This window comes from Cellulomonas sp. C5510 (assembly GCF_019797765.1).
Taxonomy (GTDB): domain Bacteria; phylum Actinomycetota; class Actinomycetes; order Actinomycetales; family Cellulomonadaceae; genus Cellulomonas.
On the sequence record NZ_CP081862.1, the window covers coordinates 3498354 to 3523271 of the forward strand.

24 protein-coding genes are annotated in these 24918 nt (G+C 75.8%); 16 read left to right on the forward strand and 8 right to left on the reverse strand.

Annotated features, from left to right (window positions below; genetic code table 11):
- Positions 1–80 precede the first annotated feature (80 nt).
- Positions 81–2282, reverse strand: coding sequence for a SpoIIE family protein phosphatase (locus tag K5O09_RS16120; protein ID WP_255595795.1), 2202 nt, complete (start codon positions 2280–2282; stop codon positions 81–83).
- A 107-nt stretch (positions 2283–2389) separates the two neighbouring features.
- Between K5O09_RS16120 and K5O09_RS16125 the strand changes: the two genes are divergently transcribed.
- Complete coding sequence (locus K5O09_RS16125; RefSeq protein WP_222170456.1) at positions 2390–2809, forward strand: STAS domain-containing protein; 420 nt, start codon at positions 2390–2392, stop codon at positions 2807–2809.
- Between the two features lie 98 nt (positions 2810–2907).
- Here the strand turns inward: K5O09_RS16125 and fbaA are convergent, their stop codons facing one another.
- Entirely contained in the window at positions 2908–3930 is a 1023-nt protein-coding gene (gene fbaA / locus K5O09_RS16130) for a class II fructose-bisphosphate aldolase (protein ID WP_222170459.1), read from the reverse strand.
- Between the two features lie 127 nt (positions 3931–4057).
- Positions 4058–4780, reverse strand: a complete 723-nt coding sequence (locus tag K5O09_RS16135; protein WP_222170460.1) for a GntR family transcriptional regulator — start codon at positions 4778–4780, stop codon at positions 4058–4060.
- Between the two features lie 169 nt (positions 4781–4949).
- Between K5O09_RS16135 and K5O09_RS16140 the strand changes: the two genes are divergently transcribed.
- From K5O09_RS16140 to K5O09_RS16170, 7 genes are all read left to right on the forward strand, one after another.
- Positions 4950–6305, forward strand: a complete 1356-nt coding sequence (locus tag K5O09_RS16140; RefSeq protein ID WP_222170461.1) for an ABC transporter substrate-binding protein — start codon at positions 4950–4952, stop codon at positions 6303–6305.
- Positions 6302–7264 carry a carbohydrate ABC transporter permease gene (locus K5O09_RS16145; RefSeq protein ID WP_255595796.1) on the forward strand — a complete coding sequence of 321 codons (963 nt, stop codon included), beginning with the start codon at positions 6302–6304 and terminating at the stop codon, positions 7262–7264. The genes K5O09_RS16140 and K5O09_RS16145 overlap by 4 nt, the downstream gene beginning before the upstream one ends.
- A 10-nt stretch (positions 7265–7274) precedes the next feature.
- Positions 7275–8084 carry a carbohydrate ABC transporter permease gene (locus K5O09_RS16150; RefSeq protein ID WP_222170462.1) on the forward strand — a complete coding sequence of 270 codons (810 nt, stop codon included), beginning with the start codon at positions 7275–7277 and terminating at the stop codon, positions 8082–8084.
- Between the two features lie 65 nt (positions 8085–8149).
- Positions 8150–8974 carry a 6-phosphogluconolactonase gene (locus K5O09_RS16155; protein WP_222170463.1) on the forward strand — a complete coding sequence of 275 codons (825 nt, stop codon included), beginning with the start codon at positions 8150–8152 and terminating at the stop codon, positions 8972–8974.
- Positions 8975–9061: 87 nt separating this feature from the next.
- Complete coding sequence (locus K5O09_RS16160) at positions 9062–10363, forward strand: hypothetical protein (RefSeq protein ID WP_222170464.1); 1302 nt, start codon at positions 9062–9064, stop codon at positions 10361–10363.
- Positions 10360–11385 carry a hypothetical protein gene (locus tag K5O09_RS16165; protein ID WP_222170466.1) on the forward strand — a complete coding sequence of 342 codons (1026 nt, stop codon included), beginning with the start codon at positions 10360–10362 and terminating at the stop codon, positions 11383–11385. Before K5O09_RS16160 ends, K5O09_RS16165 begins: the two co-directional genes overlap by 4 nt.
- Before the next feature lie 18 nt (positions 11386–11403).
- Entirely contained in the window at positions 11404–13764 is a 2361-nt protein-coding gene (locus K5O09_RS16170; RefSeq protein WP_222170467.1) for a glycoside hydrolase family 3 N-terminal domain-containing protein, read from the forward strand.
- A 28-nt stretch (positions 13765–13792) separates the two neighbouring features.
- On the opposite strand, the gene K5O09_RS16175 is transcribed toward K5O09_RS16170, so the two are convergent.
- Positions 13793–14533, reverse strand: coding sequence for a TrmH family RNA methyltransferase (locus K5O09_RS16175; RefSeq protein WP_222170468.1), 741 nt, complete (start codon positions 14531–14533; stop codon positions 13793–13795).
- Between the two features lie 63 nt (positions 14534–14596).
- On the opposite strand from K5O09_RS16175, the gene K5O09_RS16180 reads away from it, so the two are divergent.
- Positions 14597–15424, forward strand: a complete 828-nt coding sequence (locus K5O09_RS16180) for a hypothetical protein (RefSeq protein ID WP_222170469.1) — start codon at positions 14597–14599, stop codon at positions 15422–15424.
- On the opposite strand, the gene purT is transcribed toward K5O09_RS16180, so the two are convergent.
- On the reverse strand, positions 15411–16643 hold the full coding sequence (gene purT / locus K5O09_RS16185) for a formate-dependent phosphoribosylglycinamide formyltransferase (protein ID WP_255595797.1): 1233 nt from the start codon (positions 16641–16643) through the stop codon (positions 15411–15413). The two genes, K5O09_RS16180 and purT, sit on opposite strands and share 14 nt — an antisense overlap.
- A 104-nt stretch (positions 16644–16747) precedes the next feature.
- On the opposite strand from purT, the gene K5O09_RS16190 reads away from it, so the two are divergent.
- Genes K5O09_RS16190 through K5O09_RS16200 form a run of 3 tightly spaced genes read left to right on the forward strand, consistent with a single transcriptional unit; the run spans position 16748 to position 19120 of the window.
- Positions 16748–17503 (forward strand): VTT domain-containing protein, encoded by a 756-nt coding sequence (locus K5O09_RS16190; protein ID WP_222170472.1) that lies wholly within the window; start codon positions 16748–16750, stop codon positions 17501–17503.
- Entirely contained in the window at positions 17500–18297 is a 798-nt protein-coding gene (locus tag K5O09_RS16195; protein WP_222170473.1) for an HAD-IIA family hydrolase, read from the forward strand. The genes K5O09_RS16190 and K5O09_RS16195 overlap by 4 nt, the downstream gene beginning before the upstream one ends.
- Before the next feature lie 13 nt (positions 18298–18310).
- Positions 18311–19120: a YwiC-like family protein gene (locus tag K5O09_RS16200; RefSeq protein ID WP_255595799.1), complete on the forward strand. Its 810-nt coding sequence runs from the start codon at positions 18311–18313 to the stop codon at positions 19118–19120.
- Between the two features lie 24 nt (positions 19121–19144).
- On the opposite strand, the gene pyrE is transcribed toward K5O09_RS16200, so the two are convergent.
- Together pyrE and K5O09_RS16210 are read right to left on the reverse strand one after the other, a co-directional pair.
- Positions 19145–19708, reverse strand: a complete 564-nt coding sequence (gene pyrE / locus K5O09_RS16205; protein ID WP_222172858.1) for an orotate phosphoribosyltransferase — start codon at positions 19706–19708, stop codon at positions 19145–19147.
- Positions 19709–19784: 76 nt separating this feature from the next.
- On the reverse strand, positions 19785–20552 hold the full coding sequence (locus K5O09_RS16210; protein ID WP_222170474.1) for an SDR family oxidoreductase: 768 nt from the start codon (positions 20550–20552) through the stop codon (positions 19785–19787).
- Between the two features lie 94 nt (positions 20553–20646).
- Here K5O09_RS16210 and K5O09_RS16215 point away from each other — a divergent pair, with 94 nt between their 5' ends.
- From K5O09_RS16215 to K5O09_RS16225, 3 genes are all read left to right on the forward strand, one after another.
- Positions 20647–21444 carry an exodeoxyribonuclease III gene (locus tag K5O09_RS16215; protein ID WP_222170476.1) on the forward strand — a complete coding sequence of 266 codons (798 nt, stop codon included), beginning with the start codon at positions 20647–20649 and terminating at the stop codon, positions 21442–21444.
- A gap of 112 nt (positions 21445–21556) precedes the next feature.
- Entirely contained in the window at positions 21557–22318 is a 762-nt protein-coding gene (locus K5O09_RS16220; protein WP_222170477.1) for a DUF4190 domain-containing protein, read from the forward strand.
- Between the two features lies 1 nt (position 22319).
- A complete protein-coding gene (locus tag K5O09_RS16225) occupies positions 22320–22970 on the forward strand; it encodes a DUF4190 domain-containing protein (RefSeq protein ID WP_255595801.1) in 651 nt (216 codons plus the stop codon).
- A 23-nt stretch (positions 22971–22993) separates the two neighbouring features.
- On the opposite strand, the gene K5O09_RS16230 is transcribed toward K5O09_RS16225, so the two are convergent.
- Positions 22994–23593, reverse strand: coding sequence for a TetR/AcrR family transcriptional regulator (locus K5O09_RS16230; RefSeq protein WP_222170478.1), 600 nt, complete (start codon positions 23591–23593; stop codon positions 22994–22996).
- 228 nt (positions 23594–23821) lie between these two features.
- Here K5O09_RS16230 and K5O09_RS16235 point away from each other — a divergent pair, with 228 nt between their 5' ends.
- The gene (locus K5O09_RS16235; RefSeq protein WP_222170480.1) at positions 23822–24913 is read left to right on the forward strand and encodes an FAD-dependent oxidoreductase; all 1092 of its coding nucleotides are present in this window, start codon (positions 23822–23824) and stop codon (positions 24911–24913) included.
- Positions 24914–24918: the final 5 nt, after the last annotated feature.

Below are 24918 nucleotides of genomic sequence, written 5' to 3' on the forward strand. Positions count from 1 at the left end.
GACGCCGCGCGCTCGCGTCGATGCGCGCCGCCTCGTGGTCCGGGATGGAGAGCGCCGTCGTACGGCGAGTACGACCCCGGTCATACCGTCGCCCCCGCGGGGGCGTCGGCGCCGGCGGGCCCGGACGGCCGGACGCGTGCCCACACCACCTTGCCGCTGCCCGACGGCCGCCAGCCCCAGTCGGCCAGCCGCTCGACGATCCGCATCCCGAACCCGCCGATCCGCCCCGGGTGCCCCTCGGTGGCGACCGGCGGCGTGGGGTTGGAGTCCTCGACCTCGATGCGCAGGCCCTCGCCGGTGTCGTGCAGCCGCAGCGTGACGCGCCCCCACCCGTGCAGCACGGCGTTGGCGACCAGCTCCGACACGACGAGCTCGGCGTTCGCCGCGTCGCCGAGCTCCCACGCGTGGCAGGTGCGCAGCACGGCGTGGCGCGCCCGGCCGATCGACGCGGGCTCGCTGGGGAGCTGCCACCGCCGGCTGCGGACGTTGCCGCCGTGACCCGACGTGTCCGTGAGGTCCGGGATGCGCACCACCACGACTGCGACGTCGTCCTCGGGGCTGTCCGCGAGCCGGGCGAGCAGCTCCTCGCCGATGCCGGCCGCGTCGACCGCAGTGGCACCGGCGGCGACCTCGCGCAACGCCGCGAGCCCGTCGAGCAGCGCGCGGTCGCGGCGCTCGATGAGACCGTCGGTGTAGAAGACCAGGACGTCCCCGGGCAGCAGGTCGGCCCGCGCGGTGCCGCGCGGCCCGTGCCCGAACCCGATCAGCGGGCCGCCCCCACCGTCGAGCAGCACGACCTCGCGGTCGCGGACCAGCAGCGCCGGCAGGTGCCCGGCGCGCGAGTAGGCGAGCGACCACGACGGGCAGTCGCCGTCCGCACCGCCGCTGCGGGTGAGCGTGGTGAGCACCAGGCCGGCCGACCGCGGGATCCGCATGCCGCCGACCAGCGTGTCCACCCGCTCGAGCACCGGACCGGGCTCGGTCACCTCGAACGCGTACGCGCGGACCACCGACCGGAGCTGGCCCATCGCGGCGGCCGCCTCGACGTCGTGGCCGACGACGTCCCCGATGACGACGCCGACCACGTCCGGGGCGATCTGCACGACGTCGTACCAGTCCCCGCCGACCTGGGCGTAGACGACGTTCGGCGCGTAGTACGACCAGACGTCGAGCCCGTCGACCTCCGCCTGCTCGGGCAGCATCGCGCGCTGGAGGGTCTCCGCGACCCGGTGCTCGCGCGCGTAGAGCCGGACGTTCTCCATGGCGAGGCCGACGCGCCGGCCGGTCAGCGACAGGATCGTGCGGGTGCGCTCGTCCACCCCGGCACGTCCCGACGCGGCGCCGTCCTGCTCCGGTCCGGCACCGCGCGGCACCGCGGCGAGCAGGCCCAGCACCCGGTTCCTGCCCGGCAGGGCCAGCACCGCGACGTGCTCGAGCTCCGCGCCGCCGGGGACGCGGGCCTGCAGGTCGGCCGCGAGCCACGCCGACGCCGTGCGCGGGGGGTAGGCGGCCGAGACGTCGAAGTCGATCGCGGCGGCGCCCTCGCCCTCGCCGTCCAGCAGCCGCTGCACCGCGTCCGGCACCGCCGAGCGCTCCCCGCGGCGCGGCACGAACGGCCCCGGCGCTCCGGTCGGCTGGCGGCGCTGCACCCAGGGCACCCGCGTCGTGTCGACGCCGTCCGCCGCGTGCAGGCCGTCGTCGTCCACGTAGAAGCCCGCCCATGCGACGACCCGTGCGGAGAGCAGCTCGGCGATGGCCCGCAGGCCGTACGGGTCGTCGAGGTCCATGACCAGGTCCGACACCGTGCCGATGAGCGCGAGGTCCTCGCTCTCCTGCCGCACCACCTCCACCTCGGCGGCCACCGCGGCGTCCCGGTCGGCCTCGGCGGTGACGTCCACGAGCGCGGCCACCCAGTGCGTCGGGTCCCCGCCCTCCCCGAGCACCGGGCTGACGACGGTCCGCGCCCAGAACCAGTCCCCGCCCGCGCGCCGGAGCCGCAGCAGGGCCGAGGTCGGCCGCACGGCCAGCACCGCCTCCCGGAGCTGGCGCAGGCCCGCGGAGTCCTCGGCCGTGAGCGAGACGACCCGCGCCGCAGGGCCGGCGACGTCCGCCGTCGTCAGGCCCGTGACCTCGGTGAACGCCGGGTTCACCCACACGACGGGCCAGAGCGGCGGCTCCGCGGCCGCGACGAGGACGGGCACCCCCAGCGCCTGGCCGAGGGACCGGCCGAGCGCCTCCCCGGCCTCCTCGGTCGGCTCCCGGGGCGCGGAGTTGACCACCACCGCCTCCGATCGTCTAGCGTTCCGCACAGGTTCCGGCGAAGCCACCCACCGGGACGAGCCGACACCGGCACGGTCCGACGACCGCCATCCGGAAGGAAGGGAGCATCGTGCGCGACGGTAACAGCACACCGCCGGGCGGGCTCGCCGGGGACGAGGCCTCGCAGGACACACCGGCACCGACCGTACCTGCCGGACGGGACGCCGCCGGGGAGCCCGGCTCCGTGCACGTCATCCTGTCCCCCGACCGGACCACGATCGTGCTGTCCGGCGAGGTCGACGCCGACCTCGGTGCGGACCTCGCGCAGGCGGGCACGGACGCGGAGCAGGCCGGTGTGCCGATCGAGGTCGACGCCCACCACGTGACGTTCATGGACTCCTCGGGCGTGGCGTTCCTGGCGCGGCTCGCGATGCGCACCCCGCACCGGGTCCGGCTGCTGCACGTGCCGCCGACGGTGCAGTTCCTGCTCGAGGTGACGCGCATCGGCGAGCTGCTCGACGTCGTCGACGACGCGCCGCCGGCCGGCTGAGCACGCCCGCCCCCCGCCCACGACGCACGAGGGCCCGGTCACCGTGACGGTGACCGGGCCCTCGTCGTCGCGCCGGGACGCGCGGTGAGGCGCCAGCCTCAGCGCATCCGCTGGCCCGCGGAGCGCAGCTGCTGCGCGGCCTCGACGATGCGGGCGGCCATGCCGGCCTCGGCCAGCTTGCCCCAGGCGCGCGGGTCGTAGGCCTTCTTGTTGCCCACCTCGCCGTCGACCTTGAGGACGCCGTCGTAGTTCGTGAACATGTGCGCGACGACCGGGCGCGTGAACGCGTACTGGGTGTCGGTGTCGATGTTCATCTTGATGACGCCGTTGTCGACCGCCTCGGCGATCTCCGCGGCCGTGGAGCCCGAGCCGCCGTGGAACACGAGGTCGAACGGGTTCTCCTTGCCGATCTCCGCGCCGACGGCCTTCTGGATGTCCGCGAGGATCGACGGCCGCAGCTTGACGGCACCCGGCTTGTACACGCCGTGCACGTTGCCGAAGGTCAGCGCCGTCAGGTAGCGGCCCTTCTCGCCTGCGCCGAGGGCGCGGACCGTCGCCAGGCCGTCCTCGGCCGTGGTGTAGAGCTTCTCGTTGATCTCGGCCTCGTGGCCGTCCTCCTCGCCGCCCACGACGCCGACCTCGATCTCGAGGATGGTGCGCGCGGCCTGCGACAGCTCGAGCAGCTCGGCCGCGATGACGAGGTTCTCGTCGAGCGGGATGTCGGAGCCGTCGAACATGTGCGACTGGAACGTCGGGTTCTTGCCGGCCTTGACCTCCTCGGCCTCGAGGGCCAGGAGCGGGCGGACCCAGGAGTCCAGGTTCTTCTTGACGCAGTGGTCGGTGTGCAGGGCGACCGTGATGCCGTAGCCCTTGGCGACCTCGGTGGCGTAGGCGGCGAGCGCGCGGGTGCCGGAGACGCGGTCCTTCACGGTGGAGCCCGACGCGTACTCGGCGCCGCCGACCGACACCTGGAGGATGCCGTCCGACTCCGCCTCGGCGAAGCCCTGCAGCGCGGCGGTGACGGTCTGGGAGGAGGTGACGTTGACGGCCGGGTAGGCGAACTTGCCCGCCTTCGCCCGGTCGATCATCTCGGCGTACACCTCGGGGGTGGCGATGGCCATCGCAGCAGCTCCAAAGAAAGTGGGGTTCGCTATCGCACCAAGTCTGGCACGTCCCCGGGCTCGCCCGTCCGGGACGTCCTGCCCACAGGACGCCCACGGGGCGGGCGCCCCGGCCCCCGGGGGCCGGTCAGGGACCGGGGCGGTAGAGGTCGGCCTCGAACCGGTACGCGTCCCCGCGGTAGTGGTTGACGCCGACGAGCACGGGGGCGCCGTCGGCGGTGTAGGCGACTTCGCGCCCCACCAGCACGGGCGCCCCGACGGCCGTGCCGAGGAGGGCGGCGAGGCGGTCGTCGGCGGCGTCCGCCTGCACGGAGTACGCGGACCTGTGGATGGCGATCCCGCACCGGGTGCGCAGCTCCTCGTAGAGCGAGCGGTCGGTCAGGTCGGCGTCCACCAGGGCGGCGGCGCGGTCGCGCGGGACGACGACGACGTCGTAGCAGACGGGGACGCCGTCCATGCCGCGGAGCCGGTCGAGCTGCAGCACCGGGGAGGCGGGGGCGACGGCGAGCCGGTCGGCCTCCTCGAACGTGGCGGGGCGCACCTCCTGGCGCAGCACGCGTGAGCTGGGCCGCAGGCCGCGGGAGCGCGCCATCTCCGTGAACGACTGCAGCGTGCTCGGCGGCTCGCCGATGACCTGGCGCGGCACGAACCAGCCGCGCTGCGCGGAGCGCTCGAGAGCCCCGTCCTCCTCGAGCGCCGCGAGCGCCTGGCGCAGCGTGGTCCGGCTGACGCCGAGCCGGGTGGACAGCTCGCGCTCGCCGGGCAGCCGCGAGCCGGGCGCGTAGCGGCCGACGCGCAGGTCCTCCGTGAGCCTCTCGTGCACCGCCTGGACGGCCCCCTGGGTGATCATGCGGGCACGCTACCAGTCACACCGAGTTTCAGACCAGTCAGGACTTTTGGTCTATTGCTGGACCAACTGGTCCGCTCGCTGCTAGCGTCGTCGGCACGGGCCTCCGGCGACGACGCCACCCGGGCACCAGCCCGGTCCACGGCCCCCGCAGCGCACATCGGAGTGACACATGAAGGAGCACCGTGCCCGGTTGGTCCTCGGCACGACCGCTGTCCTGAGCCTGCTCGCCGTCGCGGGCTGCACCCCCGGCGGTAGCACCACGACCGACGACTCCTCGTCCGCCGTCTCGGACGACGTGGCCGCCGCCGGCGACGTGACCCTGCGGCTCAGCGACTTCTGGGGCTCGGCCGAGGGCGAGTGGATCGACGCGATGATCGAGCAGTTCGAGTCCGAGTACCCGAACGTGACGATCGACCGCACCACCGAGGACTGGGGCCAGCTGACCTCGACCCTCAACCTGCAGCTGCAGGACCCCGACGGGCCCGACATCGCCTCGGCCAACAACGGCTGGCAGTCCCTCGGGACGCTGGCCCGCGGCAACCTCGTCCGCAACCTCGACGACTACGCCGAGCTGTACGGCTGGGACGACGAGGTGCCCACCACCATCGCCCGGCAGAACCAGTTCACGACCGACTTCACGACGATCGGCAGCGGGTCCTGGTTCGCGACGCCGCTGGCCCGCGGGTCGCTCATCGGGCTGTACTACAACGTCGAGAAGCTCGACGCGCTCGGGCTCGAGCCGCCGCAGACGCTCGACGACCTGGAGGCGGCCGCCACCGCCGCCGCGGACGCGGGCGAGATCCCGTTCGCCTACGGCAGCGTGGACGGCGGCACCGCGGTGCTGCTCGGCGTCCAGGCGATGCTGGCCGACAAGGACGCCCTCAACGACTTCATCTACGACGACCCCGACGTCAGCGCGGCCGACACCGCCCTCACCGAGGCCGCCACCACCATCAAGGCCTGGGCGGACGCCGGCTGGTTCACGCCGTCGTACGAGGGCATCGACTACCAGACGGCGGTCGCGAACTTCCTCGACGGCCAGGGCGTCTTCCGCTTCGAGTACACCGGCTCCCTCGGACTGGCAGGGGACCAGCTGAACCAGTTCGGCTACGTCCAGCTCGCCCAGGACTCCGGCAGCACGGTCGGCGTCGGTGCCGCCCCGGGTGCCATGGTGATCTCCAGCTCGTGCGAGCACCCCGACGTCGCGGCGGCGTTCCTGGACCACCTGATGTCCGCCGAGGGCAGCCAGACGGCCGTCGACATCGGCCTGGTGCCGATGCTCAACACCGACGTGACGCTGCCCGACGACGCGCTGAGCCTGCAGGGCGAGGCCACGGCCACCCAGACGCTCGACGCGGACGACGGCTACGTGCCGTACATCGACTGGGCCAGCCCGACGCTGCTCGACACCATCACCCAGAACATGCAGCTCCTGTACGCCGGGAAGGTGACGCCGGAGCAGCTGACCGAGGCGGTCGAGGCGGACCGGACGGCCTTCCTCGAGGAGCTCGGGCAGGACTCGTGACCGCCACCGGGACGCGCCCGCCCGCGCGCCTGCCCGGCACCCCGTCCCGGCCGGCGCGCGCCGGCCGGGCGGGGGCCCCGCGCCGGACCTCCGCCCGCCGCCGGCGCAACCGCTGGATCGGGCTCGGGTTCGCCGCCCCCGGCCTCCTGCTGTACGGGTACGTGGTGCTGGTGCCGCTGCTCCAGTCCGTCCAGTACTCGTTCTTCCGCTGGGACGGCGTGACGCAGGCGGTCTGGGTCGGGCTCGAGAACTACACGCGGTTCCTCACGGACCCGGAGCTGCGCTCGACGTTCGGGCACGTCCTCGTGCTCGTCGGGTTCTTCTCCCTGCTGCCGATCGCGCTCGGCCTGCTGTCCGCCGCCCTGCTCACGCGGACCCGGCTGCCCGGCATGGCCGCGTTCCGGTGGATCTACTTCCTGCCGCAGGTGATGACCAGCATCGTCATCGCGCTGGTGTTCAAGCGCATCTACGCACCCGAGGGCCCGCTCAACGAGGCGCTGCGGGCCGTCGGGCTCGGGTCGCTGGCCCGGAGCTGGCTCGGGGACTTCACGTGGGCGCTGCCGTCGCTCGGCATGATCGGCACCTGGGCCGGCTTCGGGTTCTGCATGGTGCTGTTCATCTCGGGGGCGTCCTCGATCCCGCCGGAGCTGTACGAGGCCGCCCGCATGGACGGCGCCGGGCCGGTGCGGGAGTTCTTCGCGGTGACGCTGCCCGGGCTGCGCGGCCAGCTCGCGGTCGCCCTGACGCTCACGATCACCGGCGCGCTGCGCACGTTCGACCTCGTCTGGATCACCACCCGCGGCGGCCCCGGGACGTCGACGCTGACGCCCGCGGTCGCGCTCTACCGGGCCGCGTTCCAGAACCCCCAGGTCGGGCAGGCCGCCGCGATCGGCGTGGTCATGGCGCTGCTGTGCCTGCTCATCGCCCTGACCATCACCCGGCTGTCGGAGAAGGACTGAGGTGCCCACCGTGATCTCCCGCACCGAACGCGTGGTCAACTACACCGTCCTGGTCGTGCTCGCCGCGGCCGTGCTGGTGCCCGTCGGCTACTTCGTCCTCGCGGCCGTCAGCCCCGACCGCGCCGGCCGCCCCGCTCTCGGCGACCTGCGCTGGGAGAACTTCGCCACGGCCTGGCAGAGCGCCGACTTCTCCCGCTCCATGACGGTGTCGCTGACGATCACCGTGGTCGTCGTCGTGGTCGGGGTGCTGCTCGCGCTGCTCGGCGGCTACGGGTTCGGGGTGCTCGGCGTCGCCGGCGAGCGGGCCCTGTTCCCGGTCGTGCTGCTCGGCATGATGATCTCGCTCGAGGCGATCATCGTCCCGCTGTACTACCAGTTCCGGCCCCTCGGCCTGACCAACTCGATCCCCGGGATCGTCCTCATCCACCTGGGCACCGGCGTGCCGTTCGGCGTCTTCTGGATGCGCGCCGCGTTCCGGGCGCTGCCGCGGTCGCTCTTCGAGTCCGCCGAGCTGGACGGTGCCGGGCCGCTGCGGATGCTCTCGCGCGTCGCCCTGCCGCTGATCCGCCCGGCCGTCTACACGCTCGTGCTGCTCAGCTTCATGTGGACGTGGAACGACTACTTCCTGTCGCTGGTGTTCCTGCACGGCGACAACCAGACCGCGACGGTCGCACTCGGCGTGTTCCAGGGCAAGCACGTCACCGAGATCAACCTCATGGCCGCCGGCGGCCTGCTCGTCGCCGCGCCGGTGCTCGTGCTCTACGTCTTCTTCCAGCGCAAGTTCATCTCCGGGATGCTCGCCGGCGCGCTCAAGGAGTGAGCGCACCGCCCGGGCCGCCCCGCCACCCAGCCGCACCCCCGTCCGCACGACCCCACGGAGCCGAAGTGTCGACCACCCCCCTCGTCCTGCCGGACGCCGCCGCCGTCGGGCGGCACGTCGCCGAGCTCGTCCTGGACCGCCTCGCCGCGGCGCCCGACGACGACCGCCCGTTCCTGCTGGGCTGCCCGAGCGGGCGCTCCGCGGAGCCGGCCTACCGCACCCTGCCCGAGCTGGTCCGCGAGCGCGGCGACGTCGACCTGTCCCGGTTGGTCGTCGTGATGATGGACGACTACGTGGTCGAGACCGCCGACGGCCGCCTGGAGCGCGTCGACCCCGCGCTGTCGTACAGCTGCCTCGGGTACGCGCGCCGGGAGATCCACGAGCCGCTCGCCGCCGCCGCCCGCGCCGCCGGCACCCCCGGCCCGCGCGAGCTGTGGATCCCCGACCCGTCCGACCCGGACGCCTACGACACGCGCATCGCGGAGGCCGGTGGCATCGACCTGTTCCTGCTGGCGTCCGGGGCGAGCGACGGCCACATCGCCCTCAACCAGCCCGGCACGCCACGGACCGCGCGGACCCACGTCGCCCGGCTCGGCGACGCCACCCGGCAGGACAACATGGGGACGTTCCCCGAGTTCGTGTCCCTCGACCTGGTCCCCCGCCTCGGCATCACGGTGGGCGTGGGGACCATCGCGGACCTGTCCCGCGAGGTGGTGATGATCGTGACCGGCGAGCACAAGCGGGACACGTTCCGCCGCCTCGTGGCCGCCGACGCCTACGACCCGCAGTGGCCCGCGACCGTGCTGACCGAGTGCCCGCGGGCGTCGATGGTCGCGGACGCCGCGGCCGCCTCCCTGCCCGCGGAGGCCGCGCTGCCCGGCGCGGTCTGACGCCGCGCGCCCCCGCGCACTCCCCGACCCCCGACCCCCGACCCCGCCCGGCCACCCGGCCGGGCACCCCTCCCGACAAGGACGGACATGGCTGCGATCAAGCTCGTGTACATCGGCGGAGGGTCCTCGCGCGCCGCGGGGACCATGGCCTCGTTCCTCTGGCACGGCAAGGAGTTCGCCGGCTCCCACGTGGTGCTCCAGGACCTCGACGCGGACCGGCTGGCCGTGGTCGAGCGCATCGCGCGCCGCATCGCCGAGGCGCAGGGCCTGGACATCACGATCTCCTCGACCACGGACCGCCGTGCCGCGCTCACGGACGCCGACGCCGTGCTGTCGAGCTTCCGGCCCGGCGACTTCGCCGCCCGGGCGCTCGACGAGCGGATCCCGCTCAAGCACGGCGTGATCGGCCAGGAGACGCAGGGGCCGGGCGGGTTCTTCATGGCGCTGCGCTCGATCACCGAGTTCCAGGGGATCGTCGAGGACATCCGGGCGGTCGCGCCGCGGGCGGTGCTGTTCAACTACACGAACCCGGTGAACATCGTCTCGCAGGCGGTGTCGCGGTTCACCGACGTGCCGATCTGGTCGATGTGCGAGGGGCCGATCACGTTCCCCGGCACCGTGCTGCGTGCCGCGGGCCTCGACCCCGCCCGCGCGCAGGTCACGATGGCCGGCGTCAACCACAACTGCTGGTCGACCGAGCACCTGTACGACGGCCAGGACGTGATGCCCCTGCTCGACGCCGCGTGGGCGGAGCGGAGGGACGACCCGACGCTGCCCACGTTCGAGAAGCGGATGCTGCGCCTGGCGGTCGCGATGCGGTCCCTGCCGGCCGACTACTTCCAGTACTACTACTACAAGGAGGAGGTGCTGCGGGAGCTCCAGGGCGCCCGCACCACCCGCGCCGAGGACCTGCTCGCGGCGCTGCCCGGGTACTGGGAGCACTACGCCGAGCAGGCGGAGGCCGAGGTGCCGGACCTGGACCCGGCGCGGTCGCGCGGCGGCATCCACGAGCTCGAGCTGGCCATCGACGTCATGAGCGCCTTCTACAACGACACGGGCGCGCGGCTGCCGGTGAACCTGCCGAACACGGGCGGGGCGCTGCCGGGCTTCGACGACGACGTGGTGGTCGAGATGTGGTGCACGGTCGACGCCGGCGGGGTCCACCCGGAGCCGCAGCGACCGCTGCCGCACGCCGTGCGCGGCCTCGTCCAGCAGCTCGCGGAGTACCAGTACCTGGCGGCGGAGGCCGCGTGGCAGGGCACCCGCGCCGACGGCGTGCGGGCGCTGGCGGCCAACCCGCTAGTCCCGACGCTCGCGGTCGCGGAGGAGCTGTACGACGAGATGGCGTGGGCGCACCGGGCGTACCTGCCCGAGCGGCTGCTGCGGTGACCGCCGCTGTGCCCGCCGCGGCCGCCGCGGGGACAGCGTTCCTCGCGGTGGACGGCGGCAACTCCAAGACGCTCGCCGTGGTCGTGGACGCCGGCGGGCGCGTCCTCGGCCGCGGCCGCGGCGGGCGCGGCGACATCTACGGGGCGCCGACGGTGCCCGAGGCGGTCGACGCGGTGCTCGGCGCCGTGCGGGCCGCCCTCGCGGAGGCCCGCGTCGCGCCGGGGGACCTGCGCGCGTCGGCGTTCCGGCTGGCCGGCGTGGACTGGCCGGAGGACGCCGCGCTGTGGGACGAGCGGCTCACCGCGGGGCTGCCCGGCCTGGGCGCGCGCTCGATCAAGAACGACGGCTTCGCGTCGCTCCGGCTGATCGACGGCACCGGCGTCGGGCTCAGCATCACGGTCGGGACCGGGCCGGCCCTGGCCGCCCGCGCTCCCGACGGCACCGAGGAGTGCTCGGGGATGTTCGTGTTCCACGACCTCGGCGGGGCCGGGCTGGGCAACAGCGGTCTCACGGCCGTCCACCTCGCGTGGATGGGGCTCGGGCCGCAGACGGCTCTCACCCCGGCGCTGCTCGAGCTGTACGGGGCGGCGGACGGGCACGACCTGCGGCACCGCTTCACCCGGCGGTTCGGCGCGCTGCCCGACACCGAGACGTGGCGGGCGGCACGCGTCGTGCTCGCGGCCGCGTCCGACGGCGACCCGGTGGCCGCGGACATCGTCGCCGCTCAGGCGCGGGCGTTCGTCGGCTACGCGCAGTGGACCGCGCGGCGCGTCGGGGTGGACCTCGCCTCCGGGGAGCTGCCGGTGCTGCTCAACGGGTCCGTCGTCACCTCGGAGCACCCCGCGATGCGGGACGCGCTGCTCGCGGGGCTCGCCGAGGCGGCCCCGGCGGCCACGGTGGCCGTCGCCACCGCGCCCCCGCTGACGGGCGTGGTGCTCGACGCGCTGGCGGAGGGCGGCGTCGCCGCGGGCCCCGCGCTGCTCGGCCGGGTCGCGCACCCGCCCGAGTTCCTGCACACCTGACCTCCGGGAGGAGACCGCATGACCACCGACGCCACGGGGGCGCCCGAGGGGGCCGCCCCGCCGACCCCCGCGCAGCGCGCCGGGCTGCTCGTCGGCGACGGGGACTTCTGGACCCGCGCCGTGCCGGAGGCCGGTGTGCCGTCGGTCGAGCTCGGCGACGGCCCGCACGGCCTGCGCCGCGAGACCGGCCGCCCCATGGTGTGGGAACCCGCCACCTGCTTCCCCACCGGCTCGGCCCTGGCCGCCACCTGGGACACCGACCTGGTGCAGCGGGTCGGGGCGGCGCTCGGGCGGGAGGCCGCGGCGCTGGGCGTCGGCGTGCTGCTGGGCCCGGGCGTGAACATCAAGCGCACCCCGCTGTGCGGGCGGAACTTCGAGTACTTCTCGGAGGACCCGCGGCTGGCCGGCGAGCTCGGCGTCGCGTACGTGCGGGGCGTGCAGTCCGAGGGCGTCGGCGCGTGCGTCAAGCACTTCGCGGCGAACAACCAGGAGACCGCCCGCACCCGGATCTCCGTCGAGGCGGACGAGCGCACCCTGCGCGAGATCTACCTGCCGGCGTTCGAGCGCGTCGTCACGCAGGCGGCGCCCTGGACGGTCATGGCCGCGTACAACCGGCTCGGCGGGGTGCCGCTGACCGAGCACCACCGGCTGCTCACCACGGTGCTGCGCGAGGAGTGGGGCTTCGACGGCGTGGTGGTCTCGGACTGGGACGCCGTGCGCGACCCGGTCGCCGCGGTGCGCGCCGGGCTGGACCTGCAGATGCCCGGCGCGGACCGCGCGACGACCGTGCGCCGGCTCCTGGAGGCCGTGGCGTCCGGCGCGCTCGACCAGGGGGCGGTCGACGCCGCCGCCGGCCGGGTGGCGGCGCTCGCCCGGCGCGCCCGGCCCGCGGCACGCCCCGCCTGGGCGGACGGCGGCCCGCCCGACGAGGTGCCGCCGGGCGGACGGCTGGACGCCGCGCTCGTGGACCGGCACCACGCCCTCGCCCGGGAGGCCGCGGCCGGCGCGCTCACCCTGCTGCGCAACGACGGCGTGCTGCCGCTCGACCCCTCCCGCGGCACCGTGGCCGTCGTCGGGGCGTACGCCCGGTCCCCGCGGCTCCAGGGCGGCGGCTCCGCCGGGGTCGACCCGACGCGCGTGGACGCCCCGCTCGACCTGCTGCGCGCCGCCTACGGGGACCGGCTGCGCTACGCCGACGGCTACCGGCACGCACCGCTGAACGCGTACCAGGACGTGCCGGGTGAGTTCCAGGGCGTCGACGGGCCGGACGCGGACCGGCCGCGGGCGGAGCGGGCGGCGCGGGAGCGTGCCGCGGGCGACGGGGCCGACGGCGGGCCGGCCGGCGGCACGGCTGCGGACGATGCGACTGCCGACCACGCGGCTGCCGACCACGCGGCGCTCGCCGGGACCGCCGGCGACCCGGCCCCGCCCGGGGGCGTCGGCACCGGGCGCCTCGTCGACGAGGCCGTCGCGACGGCCCGCGGGGCGGACGTCGTGCTCGCGTTCGTCGGCCTCCCGCTGTCGCACGAGGTCGAGGCCGCCGACCGCCGCACCCTGGCCCTCCCGCCGGACCAGGTGCTGCTGCTCGAGCGCCTCGCCGAACTCGGGGCGCCGGTGGTGGTCGTGCTCTCCGCCGGCTCCGCGGTGACGACCGACCCGTGGGACGACCGGGTCGCGGCCGTGCTGGACACCTGGCTCGCGGGGCAGGCGGGCGCGGGCGCGCTCGTCGACGTGCTGCTGGGGCGCGCGGACCCGGGCGGCCGCACCGCCGAGACGTTCCCGCTGGCGCTGGCCGACACCCCGGGGTTCGTCACGTTCCCCGGCGAGCGCGGCCGCGTCGTCTACGGCGAGGGCGTCTTCGTCGGCTACCGCTGGTACGACGCGCTGGCCCGGGACGTCCGCTACCCGTTCGGGCACGGCCTGTCGTACACGACCTTCGCGTACACGGACCTCGCGGTCGAGGTGCTCGACGCCGCGGCCGGCCGGGTCGCCGTCTCGATCACGGTGACCAACACCGGGGAGCGCGCCGGGCACGAGGTGGTGCAGCTCTACGTCGGCGACCCGGAGGCGGCCGTGCACCGCCCGCCGCGCGAGCTGCGCGGGTTCACCAAGGTCACGCTCGACCCCGGCGAGTCGCGGCGCGTGCGCCTGGAGCTGGAGGGGCGCGACTTCGCGTGGTTCGACCAGGTCGCCGGGGCGTGGCGGCGCGAGGGCGGCCGGTTCGTCGTCGAGGTCGGCGCGTCCTCCCGGGACATCCGCGCGACCGCCGCGCTCGACCTGCCCGACGACCCGGACCTGCCGCCGCTGGTCCCGGACTCCGCGCTCGACGGTCCGCCGTCGAGCCGGTTCACGGCGGGGCACGCCGGTCCCGCCGCCTGACCGCCGGGGCGGGGGCGACGCAGCGCCCTCACCCCGGCGGCGGTCCTGCGTGCCGCACCGCCCACGCGTGCATCGCGATGGCGGCCGCGGCGCCGGCGTTCATCGACCGCGTGGACCCGTACTGGTCGATGTGCAGCACCGCTTCCGCACCCGCGCGCGCCTCCGGGGACAACCCGGCGGACTCCTGGCCGAACAGCAGCACGCACGCGCGCGGCAGCGGGTACCCGTCCAGCGGCACCGAGCCCGGCACGTTGTCGACCCCGAGCACCGGCAGCGCCGCCCCGTCGTCCCCGGCCGTGGCGGCCCACGCCATCAGGTGCTCGACGTCCGGGTGGTGGTGCACGTGCAGGTACCGGTCCGTCACCATCGCGCCCCGGCGGTTCCAGCGCCGCCGGCCGACCACGTGCACCCCCGCGACGTTGAACGCGTTGGCGGTGCGCACCACCGACCCGATGTTGAGGTCGTGCGCCCAGTTCTCGATGGCCACGTGCAGCGGGTGCCGCCGGGTGTCGAGGTCGGCCACGACCGCCTCCACCGTCCAGTAGCGGTAGCGGTCGACGACGTTGCGGCGGTCCCCGTGCGCGAGCAGCTCCGGGTCGTAGCGCGGGTCGTCGGGCCAGGCCGCGGCACCGCCGGGCCACGGACCGACGCCGGGCAGGTCCGCGTCGTCGGGCCTCCGGCCGGGATCGAGGTCCGCGGGATCGGCGGGGTCGGGAGCGGCGGGGTCGGGATCGGCGGGGTCGGGATCGGCGGGCGGCTGCGCGGTCACCCGCCCATCCTGCCGCGGACGGCGTTTGACCAGGCCACCGGACCGCGAGGACGATCGGGCGCCGTGCACCTGGACACCGCCGTGACCGACGCCTGGCTGCGCACGGGCCGGCTCCCGGCCCCGGACGCCGCCGGCGCGTGGCCGCTGCGCGTGGCGGCGGGCGACGACGAGCCCACCGTGCCCGCCGAGGAGCCCGACGCGGGGCTGGCGCCGCAGGTCCGCGCGGCGCTCGACGCCGTCCGCGGGGCGCTGCACCCGTTCCGCCCGGCGCGCGCCGCGCTGTGGGACACCGCGCTCCCCCGCTGGCGGGACGCGCTCGGGTCGGCCCGCGTCGCGCTGGTGGTCGGCTGGCCGGCGCCGTACGACGCCGGCGTCCGGCACGACCCGCGCGGGCGGCCGGTGATCGTGCTCGACCTCGTTCGGCTGCTCGCGGCCGCCGGGGAGCCCGGGGCCGTCCCCGACGCCGCGCAGGGGCTGCTCGACCACGAGCTCGCCCACGTCGTCCTCGCCGCGCGCGACCCGCTGCCGGCCGGCGCCCCGTACGCCGACCGCCTGGACCGGGTGGTGTGGGACGAGGGACTCGCGCACCACGTGGGCATGGGCACGCACCCGCTGGTGGCGCCCGGTGCCGACGGGCGGGACGCGCGGCAGCGGCAGGCGCTCGCGGAGCTGGCGGAGGCGCGGCGCGCCACCGGTGACCGCGCGCAGGCCGCGTGGCTGCGCCGGGCCGACGCCGCCGACGGGTTCTGGGAGAAGTACGCGTGCGTCGCCGGGATGCTGGCGTTCGGCGACGCGGAGGAGGCGGGCGGCGCCGAGGCGGTGCGCGACCTGGTGGACGCCGGGTGGCGCGGGTTCGCGGACCGGGTCCTGGCGGGTCTCAGCCCAGCGTGACGGTCAGGGCCGCCGCGGCCGTGCGCGCCCGGTGGCGGGCCTCGGCCACGTCCGCGCCGCGGGCCACCGTGACCGCGACGCGCCGGCGTCCCGCGACCGACGGCTTGCCGAACAGCCGGACCTGCGCGGTGGGCACCGCGAGCGCCGCGTCGACGCCGGCGAACACCGGGACGCCCGTGCCCTCGGCGAGCACCGCGCACGACGCCGACGGCCCGAGCGCCAGCACGTCGCCGGCCGGCAGCCCCAGCACCGCCCGGGCGTGCAGCGCGAACTCCGACAGGTCCTGGGACGCGAGCGTGACCAGCCCGGTGTCGTGCGGGCGGGGCGAGACCTCGGAGAACAGCACCCGGTCGCCGACCACGAACAGCTCGACGCCGAACAGCCCCCAGCCGCCGAGCGCCTCCGTGACCGCAGCCGCGACCCGCTGCGCCTCCGCGAGCGTGCCGGGCGGCAGCGGCGCCGGCTGCCAGGACTCGCGGTAGTCGCCGTCCACCTGCACGTGCCCGACGGGCTCGCAGAACGTCGTGCCCCCGGCGTGCCGCACCGTCAGCAGCGTGATCTCGGAGTCGAACGCGACGAAACCCTCGACGACCACCCGCACCGCGGCGCCGTCGGCGGCGGTCGCCCGGCCCCCGGTCTGCGCGGCGCGCCACGCGGCCTCGACGTCCTCGGCCGTGCGCACCACGGACTGGCCCTTGCCCGAGGACGACATGACCGGCTTCACCACGCACGGCAGTCCGACCTCGCCGACCGCCGCGCGCAGGGCGTCCAGGTCGTCGACGAACCGGTAGGGCGACGTCGGCAGCCCCAGCTCCTCGGCGGCGAGCCGCCGGATCCCCTCGCGGTCCATCGTCAGCCGCGTCGCGCGCGCCGTGGGCACCACCCGGACGCCCGTCGCCTCCACGTCGGCGAGCACCTGCGTCGCGATCGCCTCGATCTCCGGCACCACGACGTGCGGCCGCTCCGCGTCGAGGACCGCCCGCAGCGCGTCCGGGTCGAGCATGTCGACCACGTGCGACCGGTGGGCGACCTGCATCGCCGGCGCGTGGGGGTAGCGGTCGACGGCCACCACCTCGACGCCGAGGCGCTGCAGCTCGATCGCGACCTCCTTGCCGAGCTCGCCGGCGCCCAGCAGCAGCGCGCGCGTCGCGCCGGGCGTCAGGGGCGTGCCGAGGGTCACGGGGGCGGCGGGCGCAGCGGGCGCGTCGGGGGTCGTCACGGCCGCCATCCTCCCGCAGCCGCCCCGTGGCGCGCCGGGACCCGCACAGGAACTGCACACCGCACGCCCGCGGGTCCCGCACCGGCGGCCGTACGCTGGGGGCCATGCCTGTGTCGACCGCGCTCGCGGCCATGCTGCCCGCCCTCGGACCCCAGCCCGCCCTGCTGCCGGACTGGCTGGACGCCGAGAACCTGATCTCCTCGTTCGGGTCGTACGCGCTGGTCGGCATCGTCATCGTCGTGTTCATCGAGACGGGGCTGCTGTTCCCGTTCCTGCCGGGCGACTCGCTGCTGTTCACGGCGGGCATGCTCGTCGCGCACCAGGAGCTCGACTTCCCGCTGTGGCTGCTGTGCCTGCTGCTGTTCGGGGCGGCGTTCCTCGGCGACCAGCTCGCGTACTTCATCGGGCACAAGGCCGGCCCGCGGCTGTTCAGCCGGCCGGACTCGAAGATCTTCAAGCAGCAGTACATCGACCAGACGTACACGTACTTCGACAGGTACGGCGGCCGGACCATCATCGTCGCCCGCTTCGTCCCGATCGTGCGCACGTACGCCCCGGTCGCCGCGGGCGTCGGGAAGATGAGCTACCGCCACTTCGTGTCGTTCAACGTCATCGGGGCGCTGCTGTGGGGCGTGGGCGTCACGCTGCTCGGCTACGTGCTCGGCAACGTCGCGTTCGTCAAGGACAACATCGAGGTGCTGCTGGTCCTCATCGTGCTCGTGTCGGTGATCCCGATCGGCGTCGAGGTGCTGCGCGGGCGCCGGCAGGCGCGCCGCCTCGCTGCCACCGGCGGCCGCGACCCCCGCTACGACGAGCCGGAGGAGCGCGCGGCCGTCGAGCGCAAGGTGTTCGAGCAGTGACCCGGCCCATCGCGTCCTGGCTGTCCGACATGGACGGCGTGCTGGTGCACGAGGGCGTGGCGCTGCCCGGCGCGGCGGACTTCGTGCGGGCGCTGCGCGACGGCGACCACCGGTTCCTCGTGCTGACGAACAACTCGATCTTCACGCCGCGGGACCTGCGCGCCCGGCTCGCCGCGTCCGGCATCGACCTGGCCGAGGAGTCGCTGTGGACGTCCGCGCTGGCGACGGCGCAGTTCCTCACCGACCAGGTTCCGGGCGGCTCGGCGTACGTCATCGGCGAGGCGGGCCTGACGACCGCCCTGTACGAGGCCGGCTACACGCTGACCTCCGCGGAGCCGGACTTCGTGGTGCTCGGCGAGACCCGCACCTACTCGTTCGAGGCGATCACCCGGGCGATCCGCCTGGTGCAGGGCGGCGCGCGGTTCATCGCGACGAACCCCGACGTCACGGGCCCGAGCGCGGAGGGTGACCTGCCCGCCACCGGCGCGGTCGCGGCCATGATCACCGCCGCCACGGGCCGGCAGCCGTACTTCGTCGGCAAGCCGAACCCGATGATGATCCGCTCCGCGCTCAACCGCATCGACGCGCACTCCGAGACCACCGCGATGATCGGCGACCGCATGGACACCGACGTGGTCGCGGGCATCGAGGCCGGGCTGCGGACGTTCCTGGTGCTCACCGGCTCCACCCGCGCGGAGGACGTGGGCCGCTACCCGTTCCGCCCCACGCGGGTGCTCGACTCGGTCGCGGACCTGGTCCCCCGGGTGCCCGAGTGGGCCGTCGCCGGCATCTGACCGCGACCGCCCGGTGACGACCACCGAGCGCCCTCGCGCACCCCGCCGCCGGGTGCCGCGCGCCTGGGTCCCGAACCAGCACGGCGCCTGGGCGATGGTCGTCGCCCCGCCGGTGGTCGGCGCCCTGCTGGCCGGCCCCCACGGGGTGCACGCGCTGCTGCTGGCCGCGTGGCTCGCGGCGTACTGCGCGTACTTCGCGCTCACGCAGTGGCTGCGGTCGGGCCGCCGGCGCCGCTACCGGGACCCCGTGCTCGGGTACGGCGCCGCGACCGCGGTGCTGGGCCTGCCGCTCGTCGCCGCCCAGCCCGCGCTGCTGCGCTGGGCACCCGCGTTCGCGCTGCTGCTGGGGGCGAGCCTGCGGTACGCGGCGCGGCGGGCCGACCGGTCGTACGGCAACGACCTCGTGACGATCGCGGCGGCCTCACTGATGACGGTGGTCGCGTCCGGCCTCCTGGACCGGCCGGAGGGCTGGTGGCCGCCCGGGGCGGACGACCCGCGCGCCTGGGCGGCGACCGGCCTGCTCGCGGCCTACCTGGTCGGCACCGTGCCGTACGTGAAGTCGATGATCCGGGAGCGGGACCGGCCGGCGACCGCCCGCCTGTCCGCCGGGTACCACGCGGCGCTGCTCGCGGGCGCGGTCGTGCTGGCGGCGGCCGGCCGGCCGGGGGGCGCCGCCGGGGTCGCGCTCGTGGTCGTCGCCGTCGGGCTGCTCGCCCGCGCGGTGCATCTCCCCCGGCGCGGGCGCGTGCGGCCCGCGGTGGTCGGCGCCGGCGAGGTGGTCGCGACGCTGGCGGTGACGGCCGTGACGCTCGCCGCGGTCTGACCGGGCCGGTCGCGAGCGGGCGCCTCAGGCCAGGCCGAGGTCCGACAGGTCGAACAGGAAGTGGTACGGCACGCCGAGCCCCTCGATCTTCTCGCGGGCGCCGGTCGCGCGGTCGACGATCACCGCGACGCCGCGGACGTCCGCACCGGCCTCCCGGGCGGCCTCCACCGCGGCGATCGGCGAGGCGCCCGTCGTCGACGTGTCCTCGAGCACGACCACCGGGCGACCCGCGATGTCCGGGCCCTCGATGCGACGCTGCATGCCGTGCGCCTTGGCCTCCTTGCGCACCACGAACGCGTCGAGGTCCTGCCCCCGCGACGCGGCCGCGTGCAGCAGGGCCGTGGCGACCGGGTCGGCGCCGAGCGTCAGGCCGCCGACCGCCTCGACCTCCGCCGTGCCCAGCCCGACCTCCTCCAGCCGGTCCAGCAGCACGTGGCCGACCAGCGGCGCCGCCCGGTGGTGCAGCGTCACGCGCCGCAGGTCGACGTAGTAGTCGGCCTGGCGGCCGGAGGACAGCGTGACCGCGCCGCGCACGACCGCGAGCTCGACGATCAGGTCGCGCAGCTGCTCGCGCGGGGTCGGGGACATCGGGGAGTTCGTCACGCCCGCCAGGGTACCGACGCGGCCGGGGCGGACCGGCGGGCCGTCCGCGGGTCGTACCGGCTCAGTCGCGGTCCGGCCGGACGTCGCCCAGGCGGCGCACCACCGAGCGCGGCATGGCCCGCAGCAGGCCCGACGCCACCTGGTAGCGCAGGCTCGGCGTCGAGATGACCGCGCCGCGCCGCACGTCCGCGAGCGCGGTCGCGACCACCCGGTCGGCGGACAGCCACGCGATCTCCGGGTAGGTCTCGGCGGCGCGCAGGCCGGCGCGGTCGTGGAACTCGGTGCGCGTCAGGCCGGGGCACAGCGCCGTGGCCGTGACGCCCGTGCCCTCGAGCTCGACGGCCAGGCCCTCCGTGAAGGTGCGCACCCACGCCTTCGCCGCGGCGTACGTGCCGCCCGCGGTGAGCGCCGCCACGGACGCCACGTTGAGGATCGCGCCGCGACCGCGCTCCGTCATCGCCCCCGCGGCGGCGTGGGACAGCACGAGCACGGCGCGCACCATGAGGTCGAGCGCCGCCTCCTCGCGCGCCAGGTCGCCGCCGACGAACCGCTGCCCGATGCCCAGCCCCGCGTTGTTCACGAGCAGCCCCACGGGCCGCTCGGTCGCCCGCAGCCGCTCCGCGACGCGCTCCACGTCCGCGCGGTCGGTGAGGTCGGCCGTCAGCACCTCGGCGTGGACGCCCGCGGCCGCGCGGAGCTGCGACGCGAGCCGCTCCAGCCGCTCGGTGTCCCGGGCCACCAGGACCACGTCGTGCCGGGCGGTGGCGAGCTGCCACGCGAACTCGAGTCCCAGTCCGGCGCTCGCGCCGGTGATGAGTGCGGTTCCCATGCCGCCACCCTACGGAGCGCGCCGTGCGGTTGTCTCCGGCTGCCGCGGCCGGCCGGGTGACGGGGTGTCGGCGGCGGCCGGTAGCGTGCGGGACATGCGCCTCGCCACCTGGAACGTGAACTCCGTCCGGACCCGCGTCGACCGCGTCGTCGCGTTCCTGGAGCGCACCGGCACCGACGTGCTGGCGATGCAGGAGACGAAGTGCAAGGACGAGCAGTTCCCCCGCGAGGCGTTCGAGGCCGCCGGGTACGAGGTCGTGACGAGCGGGTTCAGCCAGTGGAACGGCGTCGCGATCGCGTCGCGCGTCGGCATCACGGACGTCGAGCACGCCTTCGCCGGCCAGCCGGGCTGGGGCGAGGACCCGGTCACCGAGGCCCGTGCGCTCGGCGCCAGCTGCGGCGGCGTGCGGGTGTGGAGCCTCTACGTGCCGAACGGGCGCGAGGTGGGCGACCCGCACTTCGACTACAAGCTGCGCTGGCTCGCGGCCCTGCAGCAGGAGGCCGGGCGCTGGATCGAGGCGGACCCCGCGCTGCCGGTGGCGCTCGTCGGCGACTGGAACGTCGCCCCGCTCGACACCGACGTGTGGGACATCTCGCTGTTCGCCGGGCGGACGCACGTCACGCCCGCCGAGCGGGACGCCTTCGCCGCGTTCGCCGCCGCGGGCTACACCGAGGTGTCGCGCGAGCACCTGCCGGCCGAGCACACCTACACGTACTGGGACTACCAGCAGCTCCGGTTCCCGCGGAACGAGGGCATGCGCATCGACTTCACGTGGGCGTCCCCCGCGCTGGCGGTGCGCGTCACCGGCGCCAGCATCGAGCGCGTCGAGCGCAAGGGCAAGGCCCCGTCCGACCACGTGCCCGTGGTGCTGGACATCGTCGACGCGGCGTGACGGCGGCCCCGGCGCCGGTACGACGGGGGCGCCTGGGGCGATCCGGCGACCGTGCGGGTGGAGGTGCCCGGAGCGGACCCGGCACGGCGCGCGTCTCCGCTAGGTTCTGCGCATGACGACGCCCGACCCCGGCACGCCCGCGCCCGGCTCCGAGCCTCCCGCCACGCCCCCGACGCCCGAGGCGACGGGGTGGACGCCCGCCTCTCCGTACGGCGCACCCGAGGCGCCGCCGGTCGCGGGCGGCTGGACGCCCGGGCCGCAGGACGCCGGCCCCGCAGCCGGGGACCCGTACGCGGTCGGGGGCTCCGGCGCCGACCCGTACGCCACGGCCCCGCCGTCCGCGGGCGACCCGTACCCGGGGGGCTCGTACCCGGGCACCTCGTACCCGGGAGCACCGCAGGCGGCTGACCCGTACGCGGGAGACCCGTACGCGGGCTCCCCGTACGCGGGCGCCCCGTACGGCAGCTCGCCGTCCCCGGTCGCGAGCGCCCCCTACACGGCCACCCCCTACGCCGCCGGTCCGTACGCCCAGGGCCCGTACGCCCAGGCCCCGTACCCCGCGGGGCCGTACGCCGCCGGCCCGTACGGCCAGCCGTCCTGGGTCACCCCCGTCCCCGCGACGGACGGGCTGGCGATCGCCGCGCTCATCCTCAGCTGCGCGGGGTTCCTCGTCGGGCTGACGGCCCCGGTGGGCCTCGGCATGGGCATCGCCGCGCTGCGCCGCACCCGCCGCACGGGCGCGCAGGGCCGCGGGCTCGCGATCGCGGCGATCGTCGTGGGTGCGGTCATCACGGCGTTCCTGCTCGCGTGGGTGGTGCTCATGGTGTTCGCGTTCTCGCAGTTCGCCGTCGACCCGTACGGCTCCGGCTACTGACGTGGCGGACCCGTACGCCTACGCCGAGCCGTACTACGCGCCCGGCTGGGGTCCGCCGCCGGCGGCCACCGACGGGGTCTCGGTGGCGTCGCTCGTCACCGGGGTGCTGGGGGTGGGACCGGCGGCGCTGGTGCTCGGGGTGCTCGGGCTGCGGCGCACGCGCGGCGGGGCGCGCCGCGGGCGGGGGCTCGCGGTCGCGGGTACCGCGCTCGGGGCCGTCGGCACGCTCGCGTGGGCGGCGCTCCTGGCGCTCGGCGTCGGCACCGCCCTGGCCACGCGGCCGCTGCCCGCGGACGTCGCGGAGCCGGTGGACGCGCGGGCCGTGCAGCTCGTGACCGGCAGCTGCCTCGCGGAGCTCCCGGCGGACGGCCCGGTGGACCGGGTGCGCGTGGTGCCGTGCGCCGACGTGCACGCCGCGCAGGTGGTGACGACGTACGACTTCGGCCGGGACGCGTCCTGGCCCGGGCGGGACACGGCCGCCGCGCGGGTGTCGGCGGCGTGCGCGCTGACCGGCGCGGAGGAGGCCGCCGGCTACCGGATGGTCGCCTGGTCCCCGAGCGAGACGTCGTGGGCGCGCGGTGACCGCACCGGGCTGTGCGTGCTCGTGCCGCCGTCCCCGGAGACGGGCTCGGCGCTCGACGCCGCGCGCTAGCCCTCCCGGCTCGCCCGGCCGCGTCAGAGCGGCCGGACGAGCTGGGAGCCCACCAGGTCGCGGACCGCGCCGACCATGTCCGTCGCGCCGTCGTCGAGCAGCCACTGCACCTGCAGCCCGTCCATGAGGGCGACGAGCTGCCGTGCCGCCGTGGCCGGGTCGACGTCCGCCCGGAGGGCTCCGCCCTCGCGCGCCCGCTCGTAGGCCACCTGCACCGCGGCGAGCGTCCGGCGGTACCGGTCCTGGAAGTAGTCGTGCGCGGGGTGGTCCGCGGACGTCGCCTCGGCGGAGAGCACGGCGTAGAGCTCGACGATCGGGCGCCGCCCGACGTTGCGCTCCACCACCTCGACCAGGCGCCGCATGCCGTCGACAGGGTCGTCGTCCTCGGCGACCCCCCACACGCCGTCCACCTCGTCGCGGTGCTCGAGCACCGCCAGGAGGAGCGACTCCTTGGTCGGGAAGTGGTGCAGCAACCCGGGGTGGGAGATGCCGCACCGGGCGGCGATCTCACGCAGGGACGCCCCGCGGTAGCCCACCTCGCCGAACAGGGTCATCGCCCTGTCGATGATCTCCCGCCGCTTGGCACGGCCCTTGGCGTAGCCGCGTCCCACGTCGACCACCATCTGCCGCTCCCCCCGCGTCCCGCCGGGTCCCGCCGCTGGGCCCCGCCCAGGGCCAGCGTCTCACAGGCGCCGGTCACGCCCGGCGGGTGGCGGGGTCACGTGCGGGGCCCGATGTCCGCGCAGGCGGGCAGGGCCGTCCGTCCCGGTCGGCCCTCCGGGGCGGGTGGCACGCTGGTGCCCGGCGGCGCGGGGCGCGCCGCCGGGCACGGGCGAGACGGAGGCACGGACATGGCAGCACCACGGGTCGTCGTGGTCGGGGGCGGGTACGGCGGGGCGCGGGTCGCGTCCCTGCTGGACGAGGTGGCGGACGTCGTCCTGGTGGAGCCCAAGGACGCGTTCGTGCACGCCTCCGCGGCGCTGCGGGCGGCGGTGGACCCGGTGTGGGAGTCGCGGGTGTTCTTCGGCTACGACCGGCTGCTCCAGCGCGGGCACGTCGTGCAGCAGCGCGTCGAGCGCGCCACGTCCAGCGGGGTGCAGCTCGGGGACGGCACGAGCCTCGACGCCGACTACCTGGTGCTCGCCACGGGCACCTCGTACCCCTTCCCCGCGAAGTTCATCGAGTCGGAGACCGGCGTCGCGCGGGCGCGCCTCGCCCGGATGCGCGACGGCCTCGCGCGGGCCGAGCGCGTCCTCGTCGTGGGCGCCGGCGCGGTCGGGCTCGAGCTGGTGGGCGAGCTGCTGGACGCCTACCCGCACCTGGCGGTCACGGTCGTGGACCAGGCCGACGACGCGCTCACCTCCGAGGACTACCTGCCGGAGCTGCGCGCCGCCGTCCGGGACCAGCTGGACGGCCGCGTGCAGTTCCTGTTCGGGTCCCGGCTCGGGTACCTGCCGCCGGTGGACGTCGGGGTGCACGAGCCGTTCGTCGTCGACACCGAGGCCGGCGAGCGGGTCGAGGCGCAGATGTGGTTCCGGTGCTACGGCAACCTGCCCGCGAGCGACTACCTGGCGGGGGACCTGGCGGGCGTCCGCAACGGGCTCGGCGAGGTGCGGGTGGACGACACCCTCGCGCTGACCGGGTTCCCGACGGTCTTCGCGGTGGGCGACATCACCGACATGCGCGAGTCCAAGCGGGCCTCCGCGGCGCGCGACCACGCCGCGGTGGTCGCGGCGAACATCCGGGCGCTCGTCGAGGGCGGCGCGCCCGCGGCCACCTACGCCCCCGCGCCGGAGCGGATCGTGCTGCCGCTCGGGCGGGCGGGCGGCGCGTCCCAGGTCGTCGACGAGACCGGTGCGCACCGCATCCTCGGGGCGGAGGAGACGAGCCGCATCAAGGGCGCCGACCTGTACTCGTCGGCGATGGCCGAGCTGTTCGGCTGACGACG